The sequence below is a fragment of the Frateuria terrea genome (assembly GCF_900115705.1).
GTDB classification, from domain to species: domain Bacteria; phylum Pseudomonadota; class Gammaproteobacteria; order Xanthomonadales; family Rhodanobacteraceae; genus Frateuria_A; species Frateuria_A terrea.
Window position 1 is genome coordinate 698022 of the sequence record NZ_FOXL01000002.1, and the last position, 16576, is coordinate 714597.

Here is a 16576-nt window from a genome sequence, read left to right on the forward strand (position 1 = left end):
AGACACGGATGCCGCCCGCTCGCGAACGCACTGCACGCGTCAGCCGGTGGCCAGCCCGTAGCGCTCCATCCGCCGGTACAGCGCCTGGCGCGACAGGCCCAGCGACTGCGCCGCTCGGCTGACCACGCCGTCGGCCCGCTGCAGCGCGGTTTCCACCGCCTCGCGGCTGGGCTCGTCCAGGTTGCGCGCCACCGCCGGCGTGTGCTGCGGCAGGTTGAGCAGGTGCGGGGTCACCACGCCATCGGTGGCCAGCAGGGCGGCACGCTCGATCGCGTTCTTCAGTTCGCGCACGTTGCCAGGCCACGGGTAGCTCACCAGCGCCTCGCGCGCCGCATCGCCCAGCTCGGCGCGGCCGTCGAGGAAGTATTCGGCCAGCGGCACGATGTCGTCGCTGCGCTCGGCCAGCGGCGGCAGGTTTACCTCGATCACGTTGAGACGGTAGTAGAGGTCCTCGCGGAACGTGCCGGCGCGCACCATCGCCTTGAGGTCGGCATTGGTCGCGGAAAGCACGCGCACCTTGACCTGCCGCGTGCGGCCCGAGCCCAGCCGTTCGAACTGCCCGGTCTCCAGCACGCGCAGCAGCTTGACCTGTCCCGGCAGCGGCAGGTTGCCGATCTCGTCCAGGAACAGCGTGCCGCCATCGGCGAGCTCGAAGCGCCCCTCGCGCGCCTTGTTGGCACCGGTGTAGGCACCGGCGTCGGCACCGAACAGCTCCGCCTCGATCAGCTCGCCCGGCAGCGCGCCGCAGTTGACCGCCACGAAGGGCCCGTGCTTCACCGGCGAATTGGCGTGCACGATGCAGGCGATGCGCTCCTTGCCCGCGCCGTTGGGTCCGGTGATCAGCACCGGCACGTGCGAGCGCGCGACCTGACAGGCGAGCTCGAGCGTCTGCGCCATCGCGTCGGAGGCAAATACCAGCGAGTCCAGCTCGTAGGTCTGGCGCAGCACCTCGCGGCGCCGGCGGCGCTCGCGGCGGGTGCGGTTGACCTCGCGGGTCGACTCGGACAGCTCCAGCAGGTTCTCCACCGTGGCCAGGAGCTTGGTGTCGTCCCACGGCTTGGCCACGTAGTCGGCGGCGCCGGCCTTGACCAGCTCCACCGCGGTTTCCAGGTGCGTCCAGGCGGTCAGCAGAATCAGCGGCAGGTCGGTGTGGCGCTGGCGGATCGCGCGGAACAGCGCCACGCCTTCCTCGCCGGAGGTGGTGTCGGCGGTGAAGTTCATGTCCTGGATCACCACGTCCACCAGCTCGCGGTCGAGCGTGGCCAAGCCGTCCTGCGGCGTCATCGCGATCAGCGGGCGGATGTCGTGCAGCGAAAGCAGCAAGGACAGCGCTTCGCCCACCGCGGGGTTGTCGTCAATGATCAGGACGGTTCGCATCTTTTTCCTACACATGCCGGCATGGATGCAGCTCCACGCCAAAAGGTTGCCATTCGGCGACGACGCGCCTGCGACGCCGCCCATAGCCTACCTGGCCCGCAGCTGCCGTGCGTGCCCGCGACCCGCGGCTACGTTGGAGCAGGCATTGGCGCGCTGCTCACACCGAGCGCGTCGCCACCACCGGAGGCACCGCCGCCGCACGCAGCGCCGGGGCCAGCACGGACAGCTGGCCGAGCCCCCACAGCACCAGCGCACCGATCGGCAGGTACAGCAGCGGCAGGCGCGGCAGCTCGTATTGGGTCATCAGCAGGAGGTTGATGCCGAACGCGAGCAGCATGCCGAGCCCGATGCCGAAGCTGACGATGAGGAAGTTTTCGGTCTGGAAGTAGCCCAGGATGTCGCCGCGGGTGGCACCCAGTGCGCGGCGCACGCCGATCTGCTTGCGCCGCTGGGCGACCCAGAAGCTGGTCAGGCCGACGATGCCCAGCGCGGTCACCAGCAGCAGCGCGACGATGACGCCCAGCAGCATGCCGGCCATGGCGCGGTCGTCGCGGAAGTAGCGGTCGCGCAGCTGCGGCAGGGTCTGGCTGCCCAGGCTGTCGACCACCACTTCCGGGGCGATCTTGGCGATCCGCGCGCGGGCATCGCGCAGCACGCGGTTCAGTTGGTCCGGGGCGGCGCGCAACAGGTAGACGCCGGCAAGGTTCTCGCCCGGCAAGGCCGGCACGAACACCGACCACTCGCGCGTTTCCGGACCGCCCTGGCCGCCCGCCGGTCGCGCCAGGTGGTCCACCACGCCCGTCACGCGATACGGACGATCGGCGCACCAGATCACCTTGCCCAGCGGGTCGGCATCCGGCCACAGGTGCGCGGCGAGTGCGCGGCTCACCAGCACCGGGGCGCTCTTGGGCAGGAAGTCTGCCACTGCGCTCATGTCGGTCGCCTGCGGCGCGCGGCCCGACACCACGTGCAGGCCCAGCGCCTCGAAGCTGCCCGGCCCGCCCACGTAGAAGTCGACCACGCCGGCCGAATCGGGCGTATCGCGGCTCAGCTTGATGCCCGCGGTGCCGGCGTGCTGGCCGAACGGCACCGCGTTGATCACGCTGACCGATTGGATGCCGGGAATCGTGCGCAGCCCGTCGAGTACCCGCGCGTTGAGGTCGGTCGCCTGCGATGGGTCGAAGCCGGTGAGCGTCAACTCGGCCAGCGAGGTCTCGTCGACCCCGCTTTGCAGGCGCGTCTGCTGCAGGCGATTGGCGATCAGGAAGCACGCATTGCAGAGCACGGCGCAGGCAAGCGCGATCTCCATGACGATCAGCAGCGTGGCCAGGCGGTGGCGGCGCAATGCGGCGAGGACGGGTTGTATCTGCATGGTTCGTTTGGCTCCTTCAGGAGTGCGGCTGCAATGGTGCGCAGCGCATCAAAGCGTTTTCAGTTGCAGGCCGGGCGTAACGCGGCTCGCGCGCAGGGCCGGCACCAGGCCGGCCAGCAGGGCGGCCAGCACCGCGAGCGCGAAGGTGGCCAGGAACATGCCCGCATCCAGGTGCGCCAGGTCCGCGTACTCGACCGGCTGGCGCCGCACCAGCCACAGGCCCAGCAGGGTCAGCAGCCAGCCGCCGAGTCCGCCGAGCAGGCCGATCGTCCCCGCCTCTACCAGGCACTGGGCGAACACCGCGCCACGGCTCGCGCCAAGCGCGCGCCGCACGCCGATCTCGCCACTGCGGCGCAGGAACTTGGCCAGCAGCAGCCCGACCGTGTTGCACAGGCAGATCAGCAGGAACGCGAACGCCAGAACGACCTGCAGCCGCACGTCGCTGGGCACGACGTGATTGAAATCCAGCCACTGCATCAGGTCCATCATCCGCGTGTTGTCACCGTGCACGAAGCGGCCGAGCGCCTTCTGCTGGGCCGCATAGTCGGCCACGAAGCGGCGGTAGCCGGCGACCTTCGCCGCATCGTCCAGTTGCACCCACAGCGCGACCCACGCGCAAGGTGCCGTCTGCAAATGCTTCATTGCCTCCACGCTGCCCCAGCAGGTGAATACGTTGAACTCGCTGCCGGCGACATCCTGTGCCGTGCTGAAGGGCATGAAGACCTCCTCGGGCTTGGCGTAGAACGAGGCCGTCTTGCCTTCGGAGAACCTTCCCCCGGCCACGTCGTAGAACTGCGGCGACGGACGCCAGGGCGCGAGTACGCCGATGATGCGCACGTCCGAATCCTTCAGCCGCACGGTGCGGCCCACGGAGTTGGCGCCGCCGAACAAGCGGTTGTTGAGGTCGGAGGAGATCACCGCCACGCGTGAGCGCTGCTCGTCGTCGGCCGGCGTCCAGGCAGTGCCGTAACGCAGCGGCACGGAGAACATGGGAAAGAAGTCGCTGGTGGTGGTCAGCACCCGCGCCATCTGCGGCGGCAGGTTCACGCCTGGCGCGCGCAGCTTCAGCTCAGTGCTGGCGATCAGCGCCTGGCGGTCGGCACGGTGGGCGCTCCACAGGTCGACCGCGGAACGGTAGTCCATCACGTCGCGGGGCTGGCTGTCGGGCTTCGGGCTGTCGGTCGGATCGACCTGCGGGTAGAACAACGTGGCGCTCCGCCCGGGCATCGGATCACCCGAGAGCAGGTGCATGACGGTCAGCGTGGTCATGCTGGCGCCGATGCCCACGGCGATGGCCAGCACCATCAGCGCGGTGAGCGCCTTGTTGCGCTTGAGGCTGCGCAAGGCTAGGTCGAGGTAGTAGGTAAACATCGATTACTCCATGGATTCGGAAGCGTGGCTGCGCGCCCCGGTGGTCATCGGCCGGCTCCGCCAGGGGTGGCGCCCCTTGCGCGCAGGAACCGTGCGACAGCGTCGCTGCGGGCCTGGTTGAGCGGTGAACGCCACTGGCCGTCGTCGGCCGCGGCACCGAGGTTGACATCGGCGCCGCGGGAGGCCGGGTAGCGGACAGCCTCCAATTGGTCGCTGCGCACCGCCGTGATCAGCGCCGTTTCGTCGCCCGGCACCACGTCGTTCACCCGTGCACCGGCGGCAAGCAGGCGACCCAACGATTCGAGACGGCCACCGGCTGCGGCGGCGATCAGCGGGTTGCCGTCGCCCGCACAGGCGCGGTTGACATCGGCCCCAAGGCCGAGCAGCGCATCGACCATGGCCGGGGCGCCACGCCGTGCGGCAACGATCAGCGCCGTGCCGTCCCCCGGCACGCAGGTGTCGATCGCAAGGCCCGCGTCGACCTGCTGCCTGACGGTGTCCACGCGTCCCTGGCGGACCGCGTCGATCAGGCGCAGGGCATCGGCGGGATGGCTAGCCGTGGCGCCGGCGGGGAATGGGGTGGCCGGTCCGGGCATGGCCCAGGCACCCGCGCCAGCCATGGCCACGACGCATGCCACGCCGAACCGCAAGCGTGCGCCCCTGCCGAACGCCGCCACGGGCCGCCGCACGCCTGGGCGCGCCGAGTTACGGCTGTCTTCGTGCATGTGGATCCGGACGGTCATGCGTCTGCCTCCTTGTCCATGGCTCAAACCGAGCGGGTCGCGACGACCGGCGGCACGGCGGCCGCACGCATGGCCGGCCCGAGCACCGCCGCCTGCCCGATCAGCCACAGCACGACGGCGCCGACCGGGAAGTAGTACGCCGGCAGCCGCGGCAGCTCGTAGTGCAGCATCAGGAACAGGTTGATGCCGTAGGCCAGCACCATGCCCAGCGCGATACCGATCGTGGCGAGCAGGAAGTTCTCGGTCTGGAAGTAATGGAGGATGTTGCGACGCGTCGCGCCCAGCGCGCGGCGCACGCCGATGGTGCGGCGGCGCTGTGCGACCCAGAAGCTGCCCAGGCCGACGATGCCCAGCGCGGTCACCACCAGCAGTGCGATGCACACGCCGGCGAGCAGTCCGGCCATGGCGCGGTCGTCCTGGAAGAACTCGCCGCGGATGTCGTCCAGCGTCTTCTTGTCCTGGATGATGCGGTGCGGGTTCGCCTTGCGCAGCGTGGCTGCGGCGGCGGCGAGCACCCGTTCGCGGTCCTTGGGCGCGGTGCGCAGGACATAGCGGCTGGCGTTGCCGGTGTCCATGCGCAGCGGGAACACCATCGACCATTGCGCGGTGTCGTCGCCGTTGAACAGCGAGGGTCGGATCAGGCCTTCCACCACGCCGATCACGCGTACCGAATCGTCGCCCAGGTAGATCGGCTTGCCGAGGGCGCTCTGGCCGGGCCACAGCTTTTCGCCGAGGGCGCGAGTGATGATGACGCCGGTGACCTTCTTCTGCAGGGTCTCGTCGCGCTGCACCTGGCGGAACTCCAGGTACTCGTCCGGATTGAAGTTCCGCCCGGCGACGAGCTTGGCACCGAAGGTGGAAAGCAGGTCCTCGCCGAAGTACTGCGTGGCGTTGAGCGTGGGCAGCTTCTGTTTCGGATCGAGCTTGATGCTGGAGTTCCACGAGCTGTTTGTGAACGGCACCTCGTTGACCAGCGCCACCGACTTCACGCCCGGGATCTGGCGAAGCGCAGCCAGGTCTTCCTGCGTGTGGGCCCTGGCGTCGTCGGGCTTGCCGATGCCGAACGCCTGGATCTGCACCAGCTCGTGCTCGGCGATGCCGCTGGTCATCTGCATGCGTTCCAGCCGCTGGCTGATCAGGAACACCGCGTTGCAGACGATGGCGCAGGTCAGCGCGATCTCCAGCACCACCAGCAGGGCGGTTATCTTGTGCCGGCGAAGGGTGGAGAGAATGGGCAGGACGTCCATGGCGGCTCTCCTTTAGTTGCTCTTCAGTTGCAGGGCGGGAGTGACCTGGCAGGCGCGCCAGGCGGGCAGCAGGCCGGCCAGCAAGGTGGCGCCCACTGCCAGCAGGAAGGTGGCCGCCAGCATCGACAGGTCCAGGTGGGCAAGCGCGGCGTAGTCGGACGGCTGCTTGCGCACCAGCCACAGCCCGAGCAACGCCAGCAGCAGGCCGCCGACGCCGCCGGTCAGGCCGATCACGCCCGACTCGACCAGCAGTTGCATGAACACCTCGCGCCGCGAGGCGCCGAGCGCACGGCGCACGCCCAGCTCCGCACTGCGGCGCAGGAACTTGGCCAGCATCAGGCCCACCGTATTGACCAGGCATACCAGCAGGAAACCGAGCGCCAGCCATGCCTGCAGCCGCACGTCGCCGGGCACCACCTTGTTGAAGTCCAGCCAGCCCATCACGTCGTCCAGGCGCACGTTGGGCGGGCGCTGGAAGCGGCCCAGGGTCTTCTGTTCCTGCGAGTAGTGCACGAGGAAGGTCTTGTACGCGGCGACCTTGGCCGGCGTGTCCAGCTGCACCCACAACTGCAGCCACACGCAGGGCGCGGTATCCATGTGGTCCGGATCGGAGCCTTTGCCCCAGCAATCGGTCGAGCCGTTGCGTGCGAGCTTGAGGTCCTTGGCCGTGGTCAGCGGGAGGTACACGCCCTCGTCTTCGGAATAGCTGCCGTTGTTGAGGTCGTAGAAATGCGGCGTCACGCGCCAGCTGTCGAGCACGCCCACGATGCGGAAGGCCACGTCGTTCATGAGCAGCGTCTGGCCGGTGCTGTCCTTGCCCTGGAACAGCTTGTCGTTGAGCTTGCGCGAGATCACCGCCACGCGCGCGCTGCCCTCGTCATCGGCCTGGTTCCAGGCGTGCCCGTAGAGCATCGGCACGTCGAACATCGGGAAGAAGTCGGCGGTGGTGTAGCGCGCGTCCTCGAAGAACGGCTCGATCGCCGACTGCGCCGGCTGGATCGGCACCGCGCCGCCGGTCATCAGCGCCTGGCGGTCCGCCCGCCTGGCGTGCAGCAGGTTCATGCCGTCGATCCAGGTGACCTGCGCCGGCGGATCGTCCTCGGGACGGTAGCCGTCCATGTCCCGCGGATCGAGCTGCGGGTAGTAGAGCTGCGTACTCCTGCCGGGAATCGGATCGCCGGAAAGCACGTGCAGCACCGTCAGCGTGGTCATGCAGGCACCGATGCCCAGCGCGATGGCCAGCACCATCAGCGCGGTGAGCGCCTTGTTGCGCCTGAGGCTGCGCAGGGCCAGGTCGAGGTAGTAGCCGAACATGATCTTTGCTCCTTGAGAAACCCGGACGCGGGCGGAACGCCCCCATCCGCCCTTCGGGCATCGCGGCCCCGTAAAAGGGACGGACGTCCTTCGTGCCGCTGCGGACCTACCCCGAACGCGTCGCCTCCACCGGTGGCACCATGGCCGCGCGATGCGCCGGACCGTAAACCGCGGCCTGCCCCAGCAGCCACAGCGCGATCGCGCCACCCGGCAGGTAGTACCAGGGCATGCGGTCCACCTCGTAGTGCTGCATCAGGTACAGGTTGATGCCGAAGGCCAGCACCATGCCCAGCGCCACGCCGGCGGCACTGAGCAGGAAGTTCTCGGTGCGGAAATAGCTCAGGATGTGCCCGCGCCGCGCGCCCACCGCGCGGCGGATGCCGATCTGCCGGCGCCGCTGCGCCACCCAGAAGCTGGTCAGGCCGACGATGCCGAAGGCGGTCACCGCGAGCATCACCACGCACACCAGCACCAGCATCCAGACCATGCTCGACGCGCCGGAGAAAAAGTCGCCGCGCATGTCGACGAAGGTCTTGCCCTCGGCCACGGCGCCGGGATCGAGCCGGGCGAGCGTGTCCTCGGCCTGGCGTGCGACGCGGTCGCGGTCGGCCGGCGCGCTGCGCAGCACGTAGTAGTTGAGCACGTCGGTCGGCTGCATCGGGAAGAACACCGTGTCGTAGATCCCGGGCAGGCCCGCGCCGGCCCGGGTCGGCCGGAGCACGTCAGCCACCACGCCCACCACCTGGTACCAGTACTTGTCCATGTACATCTTGCGGCCGAGCGCCGACTGGCCTGGCCAGAGCCGGCCGGCCAGCCGCTCGCTGACGATCGCCACGTGCGTCTCCGGCGCGAAGGTTGCGCCCATCGTGCTGCTGGCGTAGTCCTCGCTGCCGAACATGCGTCCCTGCTTCAGACGCAGGCCGAGCGCGCGGTCCGCACCCTCGCTCATCAGGTAGATGTTCGAGTTGATGCTGCCCTTGTCGGTCGGCTTCATGTCCGGCCGGGTGGTGAAGTTGACGTTCCAGCCGTTGCCCGACAGCGGCATGGTGTTGAGCACCGCCACCGCCTGCACACCCGGGATGCGGCGCAGCGCGTCCAGGTTGCGGGGTATCTCGCTCGATGCGCGCTCCGGATCGGCACCGGTGAGCGTGACCACGCTCAGGCCCTGCTCGTCGATCGCATCGGACAGGCGGATTTCGCCCGCGCGCGCACCGATCATGAACACCGCGTTGCAGAGCACCGCGCAGGCCAGTGCGATTTCCAGCACGATCAGCAGCGCCGGGATGCGGTGCTTGCGCAGGCTCGCGAGGATGGGTCCGATTTCCATGGCGTGGCCCCTCAGGAGCTCTTCAGTTGCGGCGCGGGCGCCACCACGCAGGCGCGCCACGCCGGCAGCAGCCCGGCGACCAGCGCCGAAGCCAGCGCCACGACGAAGGTGAAAGCGAACATCGAGAGGTCCAACCTGGCCAGGCTGGCGTATTCGGCCGGCTGGTGGCGGATGCCCCACAGGCCGGCCTCGGCGAACACCAGCCCGAGCAGGCCGCCGGCCAGGCCGACGATCGCCGCCTCCACCATGAACTGCCCGAAGATTGCGCCACGGGTCGCGCCCAGGGCGCGCCGCACGCCGATCTCGCGCGAGCGGCGCAGGCACTTGGCCAGCAGCAGGCCGATCGTGTTGGTCACGCAGATCAGCAGGAAGCCGAAGGCGAGGCCGGCCTGCAGCCGCGCGTCGTCCGGCACCACCTGCTCGTTGCGCAGCCATTGCATCAGGTCCGGCAGCGCCGTGTCGGTGCGGTGGAAGCGGCCCTGCGCGACCTGCTCGCGCACGTAGCCGTCGAGGAAGCGCTGGTAGTTCGCCACGGCAGCGGCGTCGGGAAGCTCCACCCAAAGGCCCAGCCACATGCAGGGCGCGGTTTCCAGGTGTTCGATGTCGCCCGCGGCCCAGCAACTGATGTTGGTGGGCGCCATCTCGGTGGCACGCGCGGCCCGCAGGGGCAGGAAGACCCCGTCGCCGTCGCCATAGCTGCGCCCGATGTTGATCGCGTAGAAGCGCGGTTGCGGAGAGAAATGGCCAAGCACGCCGACCACGCGGAAATCGTTGCCGTTCAGACGCACCGTGCGCCCCACGCTGTTGGCGCCACCGAACAGCTTCTGGTTGAGGAAGTCGGCGATCACCACCACCCGCGCGCCGGCGGTGTCGTCATCGGCGCTCCAGGCGCTGCCGTAGCGGAACGGCGCGCCGACCATCGGCAGGAACTCCGCCGTGGCCATCACCGCGTCGCCGAAGAACGGCCGCCCACCCGCGTCATGCGGCTGGATCTTGGCCGAGCCCAGCGCCACCAGCGCCTGGCGCGGCGCACGATGCGCCTCGAACAGGTTGTTCGCATCGACCCAGGTGAGATTCTCCTGCGGCTTGCTCTGGCCGGGCACGTAGCCGTCCTTCGGGTACGGGTCGACCTGCGGGTAGTACAGCTGCGCGCTGCGGCCCGGCAGCGGGTCCCCCGAGAGCAGCCGCAGCACGGTCAGCGTGGTGATGCACGCGCCGATGCCCAGCGCCAGCGCCAGCACCATCAGCGTGGTGAGCACCCGGTTGCGGCCGAGGCTGCGCCATGCCAGTTGGAGGTAGTACCCGAACATGCCGTCGGCAGCTCCCTGATCAAACGCTTCGCGTCGCCACCACCGGCGGCACGTTCGACGCCCGCCGCGCCGGCGCGAACACCGCGGCCTGGCCCAGCACCAGCACCGCCGCCACGCCGGCGATCACGTACAGCACCGGCAGCCGGTCCATCTCGTAGTGATGCATCAGCCAGAGGTTCAGGCCGATCGCCAGCAGCACGCCGATGACCGCGCCGATGCCCGCGATCAGCAGGTTCTCGGTCTGGAAGTAATGCAGGATGTCGACCTTGCGCGCGCCCAGCGCACGGCGCACGCCGATCTGGCGATGGCGCTGGCCGACCCAGAAGCTGGTCAGGCCGACGATGCCCGCAGCGGTGACGCCGATCAGGATCAGGCACACCACGCCCATCAGCACGGCCATGCCCACGTCCGCGCGGTAGGCCTCCGCACGGATGTCGGCGAACGACTTGACGCTGTCGTCGTCGAGCACGCGCATCGGGTTGACGCCGTACAGCACGGGCGTGACCGCCTTCATCACTGCCTGCAGCCGGCCGGGCTTGGTGCGGATGGCGTAGCGCGAGAAGTTTGCGTTCAGCCGCACCGGTTCCAGTGTGGCGTTCCAGACGAAGCCGTTGGTCCAGCTACCCGTGCCGGGCACCTGCAGGCGCTGGACCACGCCGATGATGGTGGTCGGTGTGCCGGAGCCGTCCAGGTACATCACCTTGCCCACCGCACCCTGGGGGAACAGCTTGTCGGCCAGCGCCTGGGTGACGATCGCGATGGGCGGCTCGCCCTGGTCGCGGAAGCCGCGGTGCTGGACGTCGGCGGCGGTGAACGCGCGGCCGGCCACCAGCTTTACGCCGAGCGTCTTCAACATGTGCTCGTCGCCGAAGTAGTAGGTGGTGCGCGCATTGCCTCCACGCAGGTCGGTGCCGGGCTTGAGCGCGGCCGAGCCGTTCCAGGAGGAGTTGAGCAGCGGCAGCGAGTTGATCGGCACCACCGAGGCGACGTCGGGCATGTTGCGCAGCGCGGCCAGGTCGGCCTGCTGCAGGCTGTCGAGCTTGTCCACGTCGCCCGGCTGGTCGCCGCTGGGCGCGCCGACCCACTGCTGGGTGACCAGCATCAGGTTGCTCTCGTCCAGCCCGGTGGGGCGGTTCACCCGCTGCACGCGCTGGCCGATGATGAACACCGCGTTGCAGACGATCGCCAGGGTCAATGCGATCTGCAGGGCGATCAGCACCACGCCGGCCTTGTGCTTGCGCAATGCCGCGATCATGGGATGCAGGGTCATCGCTTGGCTCCTCAATTGCTTTTCAGCTGCCAGGCGGGCTGCACCCGCGAGGCACGGAAGGTGGGATAAAGGCCCGCCAGCAGGGTCGCGGCGGTGGCCACCAGCAGGGTCAGCACCAGCAGGGGCGCGTCCAGCCTCGCCAGCGAGGCGATGTCCTTGGGCAGCACCCAGCTCACGCTGGCCACGCCCACGCCGGTCAGCAGCAGCCCGAGCACGCCGCCGGCCAGGCCGATGATCCCGGCCTCGGTCAGGAACTGCGCGTAGATCGCCGTACGCTGTGCGCCCAGCGCCCTGCGCACGCCGATCTCGCTGCTGCGGCGCAGGAACTTGGCCAGCAGCAGCCCGGCGGTGTTGACCAGGCACACGATCAGCAGGCCCAGCGCGACCAGCAGCGAGACCTTGGTATCGCTCGGCACCACCTTCTCCGAATCGAGCCAGTCGGGCAGGCTGCGCAGGCGGTTGTTCGGCGCCCAGCCGAAGCGTCCGGCCTGCTGCTGGTCGCGCGCGTAGCCGTCCAGGTACTGGCGGTAGGCGCTGACCGCGGCAGCGTCGTCCAGCTCCACCATGTAGGCGAGCCACACGCAACTGGAATGCTGCAGGCCGACGAAACCCGATTCGGCCGGTATCTCGCTGCAATTGGTGTTGCCGTCGTTGGGCATGCCCACGTCGATGGCACGCTCGAAGGGAAGGAAGACGTCCTCGTTGCCGCTGCTGAAGCCGCCGGTGTTGACCACGTCGTAGAAGCGCGGTTGCGGGTTCCAGTCGTCCAGCACGCCGACCACGCGATAGTCCTTGCCCTCGATGCTGACCGACCGGCCGACGCTGTTGGCGCCGCCGAACAGCTTTTCGTTGAGCTTGCTGCTGATCACCACCACCGCCGCGCGCTGGCGATCGGCGTCGTCGCCCCAGCCGCTGCCGTAGCGGAACGGCGCGTCGACCATCGGGAAGAACTCGCTGTAGACCGCGTGCCCGCTGACGTTGATCGGGTGCTTGCCGGCACCGGTCGGCACCACCGAGGGCGAGACCTGGTACATCGCCGACTGCAGCTTGGCCCGATGCGCGCGCTGCAGCGCCATGGCATCGGCGTAGTCCATGGCGTCCGGCGGCTCGCCGTTGTCGCTGCGACCCTTCGGTCCCCACATGTCGATCTGTGGCACGAACAGCTTGGAGGACTTCCACGGGATCGGATCGCCCGACACCGCACGGAACACCGAGTAGGTGGTCATCGAGGCGGCCACGCCGAAGCCGATCGCCAGCACCATCAGCACGGTCAGCCCAGGACTCCGCTTGAGGCTGCGCAAGGCAAGTTGTAGGTAGTAACTGAACATACCAGGCTCCGTGATCCGCTCACCTCGCTCCGGCTGGAGAGAGGGCAAATAAACCTCAAACGCTGCGCGTCGCCTCCACCGGCGGAACGCGCGATGCCTTCATCGCCGGCGCAAGTACCGCCCCCTGCCCCAGCAGCAGGAGCAACAGCACGCCGGCCGCCAGGTAGAGCGGCGACATCGGCTGCGCTCCCATCCGCACCACCAGCCACACGTTCATGGACACTGCCAGCACCACGCCCAGCAGCACGCCGCCGAGGCTGATCAGCAGGTTCTCGGTGAGGAAGTAGGAAAGGATGTCGCGCTGGCGCGCACCCAGCGCCCGGCGCACGCCGATCTGCTTGCGCCGCTGGCCTACCCAGAAGCTGGTCAGCCCGACGATGCCGGCGGCGGTGATCACCAGCAGCACGGCGCTGATGATGCCCATCAGGATCGCCGTGCCGCGGTCGCTGTCGTAGGCACGCTGGCGGATCTGGGCGAAGCTGCCGCCATCGGAGGGGTCGATGATGCGCTGGCTGTCCAGCGCCAACAACGCCTTGGGCGCTTCGCGCATCGCGGCGGCGAGCTGGCCCGGGCGCGCGCGGACGATGTAGTACAGCCCCGATGGCCAGTCCAGCCGCAAGGGCCAGATCATCGACTGGTAGGCGTAGGCTCGCTGCCAGTCGTCCACGGACTGCGTCTGCAGGCGGTCGACGATGCCGATGATCGTGCTGGGCGTGGCACTCATCGAGTACAGCGGCTTGCCCAGCGCCGAGCCATGCGGGTACAGCCGCTCGGCCAGCGCCCGGGTGACGATCACCTGCGCCGGATGCACTTCTTCGCGCAGGCCCAGGGTGCCGATCTCGTCCGCGCGGAAGTTGCGGCCGGCCACCAGCTTCACGCCGAGCGCGCGCAGCAGGTGCTCGTCGCCCAGGTAGACCGCCGCGTCGGAGGTGGGCTGCAGCTGGTCCGGCTTGAGCCCGACGAAGTTGTCCCAGCCGCTGCCGCGCAGCGGATAGGAGTTGCTCGGCGCGGCATCCAGCACGCCCGGCAGCTGCTGCAGCGCGATCAGGTCGGCGCGCACCTGGGCATCGATTTCCTGTTTGGACTTCTGCTCGCCAGCCCACTGGTTGGCGATCACGAACAGGTTGGCTTCGTCGACGCCGGTCGGCTCGGACAGGTGCGACAGGCGTGCGTGCAGGATGAACATCGCGTTGCACACGATCGCCAGGGTCAGCGCGATCTGCAGCACGACCAGCACGGTGCCGGCCTTGTGGCGGCGCAGCGCGGTGAGGACGGGTTTGATCTGCATCTGGCGTGTCCTCAGTGTGACTTCAGCTGCCAGGCCGGCTGCACCTGGGCGGCGCGCCAGGCCGGATAGAACGCCGCCACCAGGGTGGCCAGCACGGCCAGCACCAGGCACAGCCCCACCAGCGACAGGTCCAGGTGCGCCAGGCGCGCGATCTGCGGGCGGAACAGGATGCCCACGCCGGAGATGCCCAGTGCGGTGAGCATCAGCCCGAGCAGGCCACCGGCCGCGCCCACCGAGGCCGCCTCGACCAGGTACTGCGCGTAGATCTGCTTACGCGGCGCACCGAGCGCCCGGCGCACGCCGATCTCGCCGGCGCGGCGCATGAACTTCGCCAGCAGCAGGCCGATGGTGTTGACCATGCAGATGACGAAGAAGCCCAACGCCACGACCAGCGCGATCTTCGACTCCGGCGGCACCATCTGGCGGTAGTCCAGCCACTGCATCACGTCGCGCAGGCGCACGTTGGGCGCCCAGGCGAAGCGCCCGGCCCGCTGCTGGTCGGCCGCGTAGCCCTCCAGGAAGCGGCGGTACCGGGCGACATCGGCCGCGTTGTCCAGCTCCACCCACGGGGTGACCCAGACGCAGTTGCTCTGCAGCCAGCCGTCGTAACCATTGAACGAGGGATTGCCGCGGCAGCTGTTGTTGCCGGCGGTGTCGAGCTTGAGGTCCACTGCACGGGAGAACGGGATGTAGAAGTCCGTCGGATCCTTGAAGCCGCTGGTGCTGCCGGAGGCGGCGAAGAAGCGCGGCCGCGGGTTCCAGTGCCGGGTGACCCCGACCACGCGGTAGGCGCGTCCGCCCAGGACCACCTCACGGCCCACGCTGTCCGCGCCACCGAACTGGCGCTGGTTGAATTCCTCGCTGAGCACCACGTCGGCCGCACGCCCGTCGTCCTCGGCAGCGCTCCAGCCACTGCCGTAGAGGAACGGCACGTCGAACATGGGGAAGAAGTCCGCTGTCACGGCGTAGCCGTCGGCGCCCCTGGGCAGGCTCTGCTCCCCGGTGGGCTGCGCGGACAGCCACACCGCATACAACAGCGTCTGGCGCTTGGCCTGGTGGGCCCGCAACAGCGCCAGGGCGTCGACGTAGTTCAGGGCATAGGGCGGTTCACCGTGGATGTTCTGCTGCGGTCCCCAGCTGTCGACCTGGGGGGTGAACAGCACGGCGGACTTCTCCGGGATCGGGTCGCCTGACACCGCCCGGAACACCGAGTAGGTGATCATCGAGGCGGCCACGCCGAAGCCGATCGCGATGACCATGAGGGCGGTCAGCACCGGGTTGCGGCGCAGGCTGCGCATGCCGAGTTGGAAGTAGTAGCCGAACATCAGTACTCCGGGTTTGCTCCCTAGCCGCATGCTCGACAAGAGCCGGGGCAGAGGGTCTGGATCACACCGAGCGCGTCGCTTCCACCGGCGGCACGCGTGAGGCCTTCATCGCGGGCGCCAGCACCGCGCCCTGCCCGAGCAGCAGCAGCGCGACCACGCCCACCACCACGTACAGCAGCGACAGCCGCTCCATCTCGAAATGGCTGACCAGCCACAGGTTCATGCCGATCGCCAGCGCCGCGCCCACGATCACGCCGCCGGCGCCGATCAGCAGGTTCTCGGTGAGGAAATAGCTGAGGATGTCGTGCTTGGTCGCGCCCAGCGCACGCCGCACGCCGATCTGCTTGCGCCGCTGGCCGACCCAGAAGCTGGTCAGGCCGACGATGCCCGCGGCGGTAATCGCCAGCAGCACCGCACAGACCACACCCATCAGGATCGCCATGCCGCGGTCGCTCTTGTAGGCCTCGTCGCGTACCTGAGCGAAGGTGCGCACGCCGCGTTCCGCGGGGATCACGCGCATGCGGTTGGTCTTGAACAGCAGCGCCGGCACCGCCTTGGTCAATGCGTCTAGCTGGCCGGGCTTGGCGCGGATGATGTAGCTGCCGAACGCGCCGGTCGACTGGTAGGGCACCAGCACCGAATACTCCACGAAGTTGCTGGCCCAGTTGCCCGACCAGGGCACCTGCAGGCGCTCGACGATACCCACCACCGTGCTGGGCTTGCCGCCGGTCTCCCCGAGGGCGAGATAAATGGGCTTGCCCAGCGCGGAGCCATCCGGGTAGACCTTGTGCGCAAGCGCCTTGGAGATGATGACTTGCGCAGGCGCATCGAACTCGTTGCTGCCCACCCACCTGATTTCCTGCGGCAGGAAGTTGCGACCGGCGATCAGCTTGGCGCCGAGCGCGTCGATCGAATGGTCGTCGCTGTAATAGATGGTGGCACCCGTAATCGGCTTCTTGACGTCCGGATCGGTCTTGACGCCCAGCGACATGCCGCCGCCACGCAGCGGGTAGGAATTGGAGAAACTGGCGTCGCGCACGCCGGGCATGCCGCGCAACGCGAGCAGGTCGGTTTTGGTACGCGACGCGGCGGTCGCGTCGTCGGCGCCGACCCAGCTGTTCTGCACCGTGAGCACCTCGCTCTCGGCCACGCCGGTGGGTCGCACCAGCTTGGACACGCGCTGCTGGATGATGAACAGTGCGTTGCAGACGATCGCCAGGGTCAGTGCAATCTGCAGTGCGATCAGCACAGTGCCGGCTTTGTGCCGCTTGAGCGCGGCGAGAATCGGTTTGATCTGCATCGTC

Annotated in this window: 13 protein-coding genes; all 13 read right to left on the reverse strand. The window is 68.8% G+C overall.

What is annotated here, in order from left to right; genetic code table 11:
* Nucleotides 1-39: 39 nt before the first annotated feature.
* The 13 genes from BMZ38_RS03325 to BMZ38_RS03385 all read right to left on the reverse strand — a co-directional run bounded on the left by BMZ38_RS03325 (nt 40) and on the right by BMZ38_RS03385 (nt 16572).
* Nucleotides 40-1377, reverse strand: coding sequence for a sigma-54-dependent transcriptional regulator (locus BMZ38_RS03325; RefSeq protein ID WP_091334035.1), 1338 nt, complete (start codon nt 1375-1377; stop codon nt 40-42).
* 157 nt (nt 1378-1534) lie between these two features.
* Nucleotides 1535-2749 carry an ABC transporter permease gene (locus BMZ38_RS03330; RefSeq protein ID WP_091334036.1) on the reverse strand — a complete coding sequence of 405 codons (1215 nt, stop codon included), beginning with the start codon at nt 2747-2749 and terminating at the stop codon, nt 1535-1537.
* Between the two features lie 48 nt (nt 2750-2797).
* Nucleotides 2798-4120 carry an ABC transporter permease gene (locus BMZ38_RS03335; RefSeq protein WP_091334039.1) on the reverse strand — a complete coding sequence of 441 codons (1323 nt, stop codon included), beginning with the start codon at nt 4118-4120 and terminating at the stop codon, nt 2798-2800.
* Nucleotides 4121-4164: 44 nt separating this feature from the next.
* A complete protein-coding gene (locus tag BMZ38_RS03340; RefSeq protein ID WP_091334042.1) occupies nt 4165-4863 on the reverse strand; it encodes an ankyrin repeat domain-containing protein in 699 nt (232 codons plus the stop codon).
* Nucleotides 4864-4886: 23 nt separating this feature from the next.
* Complete coding sequence (locus BMZ38_RS03345) at nt 4887-6110, reverse strand: ABC transporter permease (protein ID WP_091334045.1); 1224 nt, start codon at nt 6108-6110, stop codon at nt 4887-4889.
* 12 nt (nt 6111-6122) lie between these two features.
* The gene (locus BMZ38_RS03350) at nt 6123-7424 is read right to left on the reverse strand and encodes an ABC transporter permease (protein WP_091334047.1); all 1302 of its coding nucleotides are present in this window, start codon (nt 7422-7424) and stop codon (nt 6123-6125) included.
* Between the two features lie 106 nt (nt 7425-7530).
* The gene (locus tag BMZ38_RS03355; protein ID WP_091334050.1) at nt 7531-8751 is read right to left on the reverse strand and encodes an ABC transporter permease; all 1221 of its coding nucleotides are present in this window, start codon (nt 8749-8751) and stop codon (nt 7531-7533) included.
* Between the two features lie 11 nt (nt 8752-8762).
* Nucleotides 8763-10061: an ABC transporter permease gene (locus BMZ38_RS03360; protein ID WP_091334053.1), complete on the reverse strand. Its 1299-nt coding sequence runs from the start codon at nt 10059-10061 to the stop codon at nt 8763-8765.
* Nucleotides 10062-10080: 19 nt separating this feature from the next.
* On the reverse strand, nt 10081-11331 hold the full coding sequence (locus BMZ38_RS03365; RefSeq protein ID WP_091334055.1) for an ABC transporter permease: 1251 nt from the start codon (nt 11329-11331) through the stop codon (nt 10081-10083).
* An 11-nt stretch (nt 11332-11342) separates the two neighbouring features.
* Nucleotides 11343-12659 carry an ABC transporter permease gene (locus BMZ38_RS03370; RefSeq protein WP_091334058.1) on the reverse strand — a complete coding sequence of 439 codons (1317 nt, stop codon included), beginning with the start codon at nt 12657-12659 and terminating at the stop codon, nt 11343-11345.
* A 55-nt stretch (nt 12660-12714) separates the two neighbouring features.
* The gene (locus BMZ38_RS03375; protein ID WP_091334061.1) at nt 12715-13947 is read right to left on the reverse strand and encodes an ABC transporter permease; all 1233 of its coding nucleotides are present in this window, start codon (nt 13945-13947) and stop codon (nt 12715-12717) included.
* 11 nt (nt 13948-13958) lie between these two features.
* Nucleotides 13959-15272 (reverse strand): ABC transporter permease, encoded by a 1314-nt coding sequence (locus BMZ38_RS03380; protein WP_091334063.1) that lies wholly within the window; start codon nt 15270-15272, stop codon nt 13959-13961.
* A gap of 61 nt (nt 15273-15333) precedes the next feature.
* Nucleotides 15334-16572 carry an ABC transporter permease gene (locus BMZ38_RS03385; protein ID WP_091334065.1) on the reverse strand — a complete coding sequence of 413 codons (1239 nt, stop codon included), beginning with the start codon at nt 16570-16572 and terminating at the stop codon, nt 15334-15336.
* Nucleotides 16573-16576 lie beyond the last annotated feature (4 nt).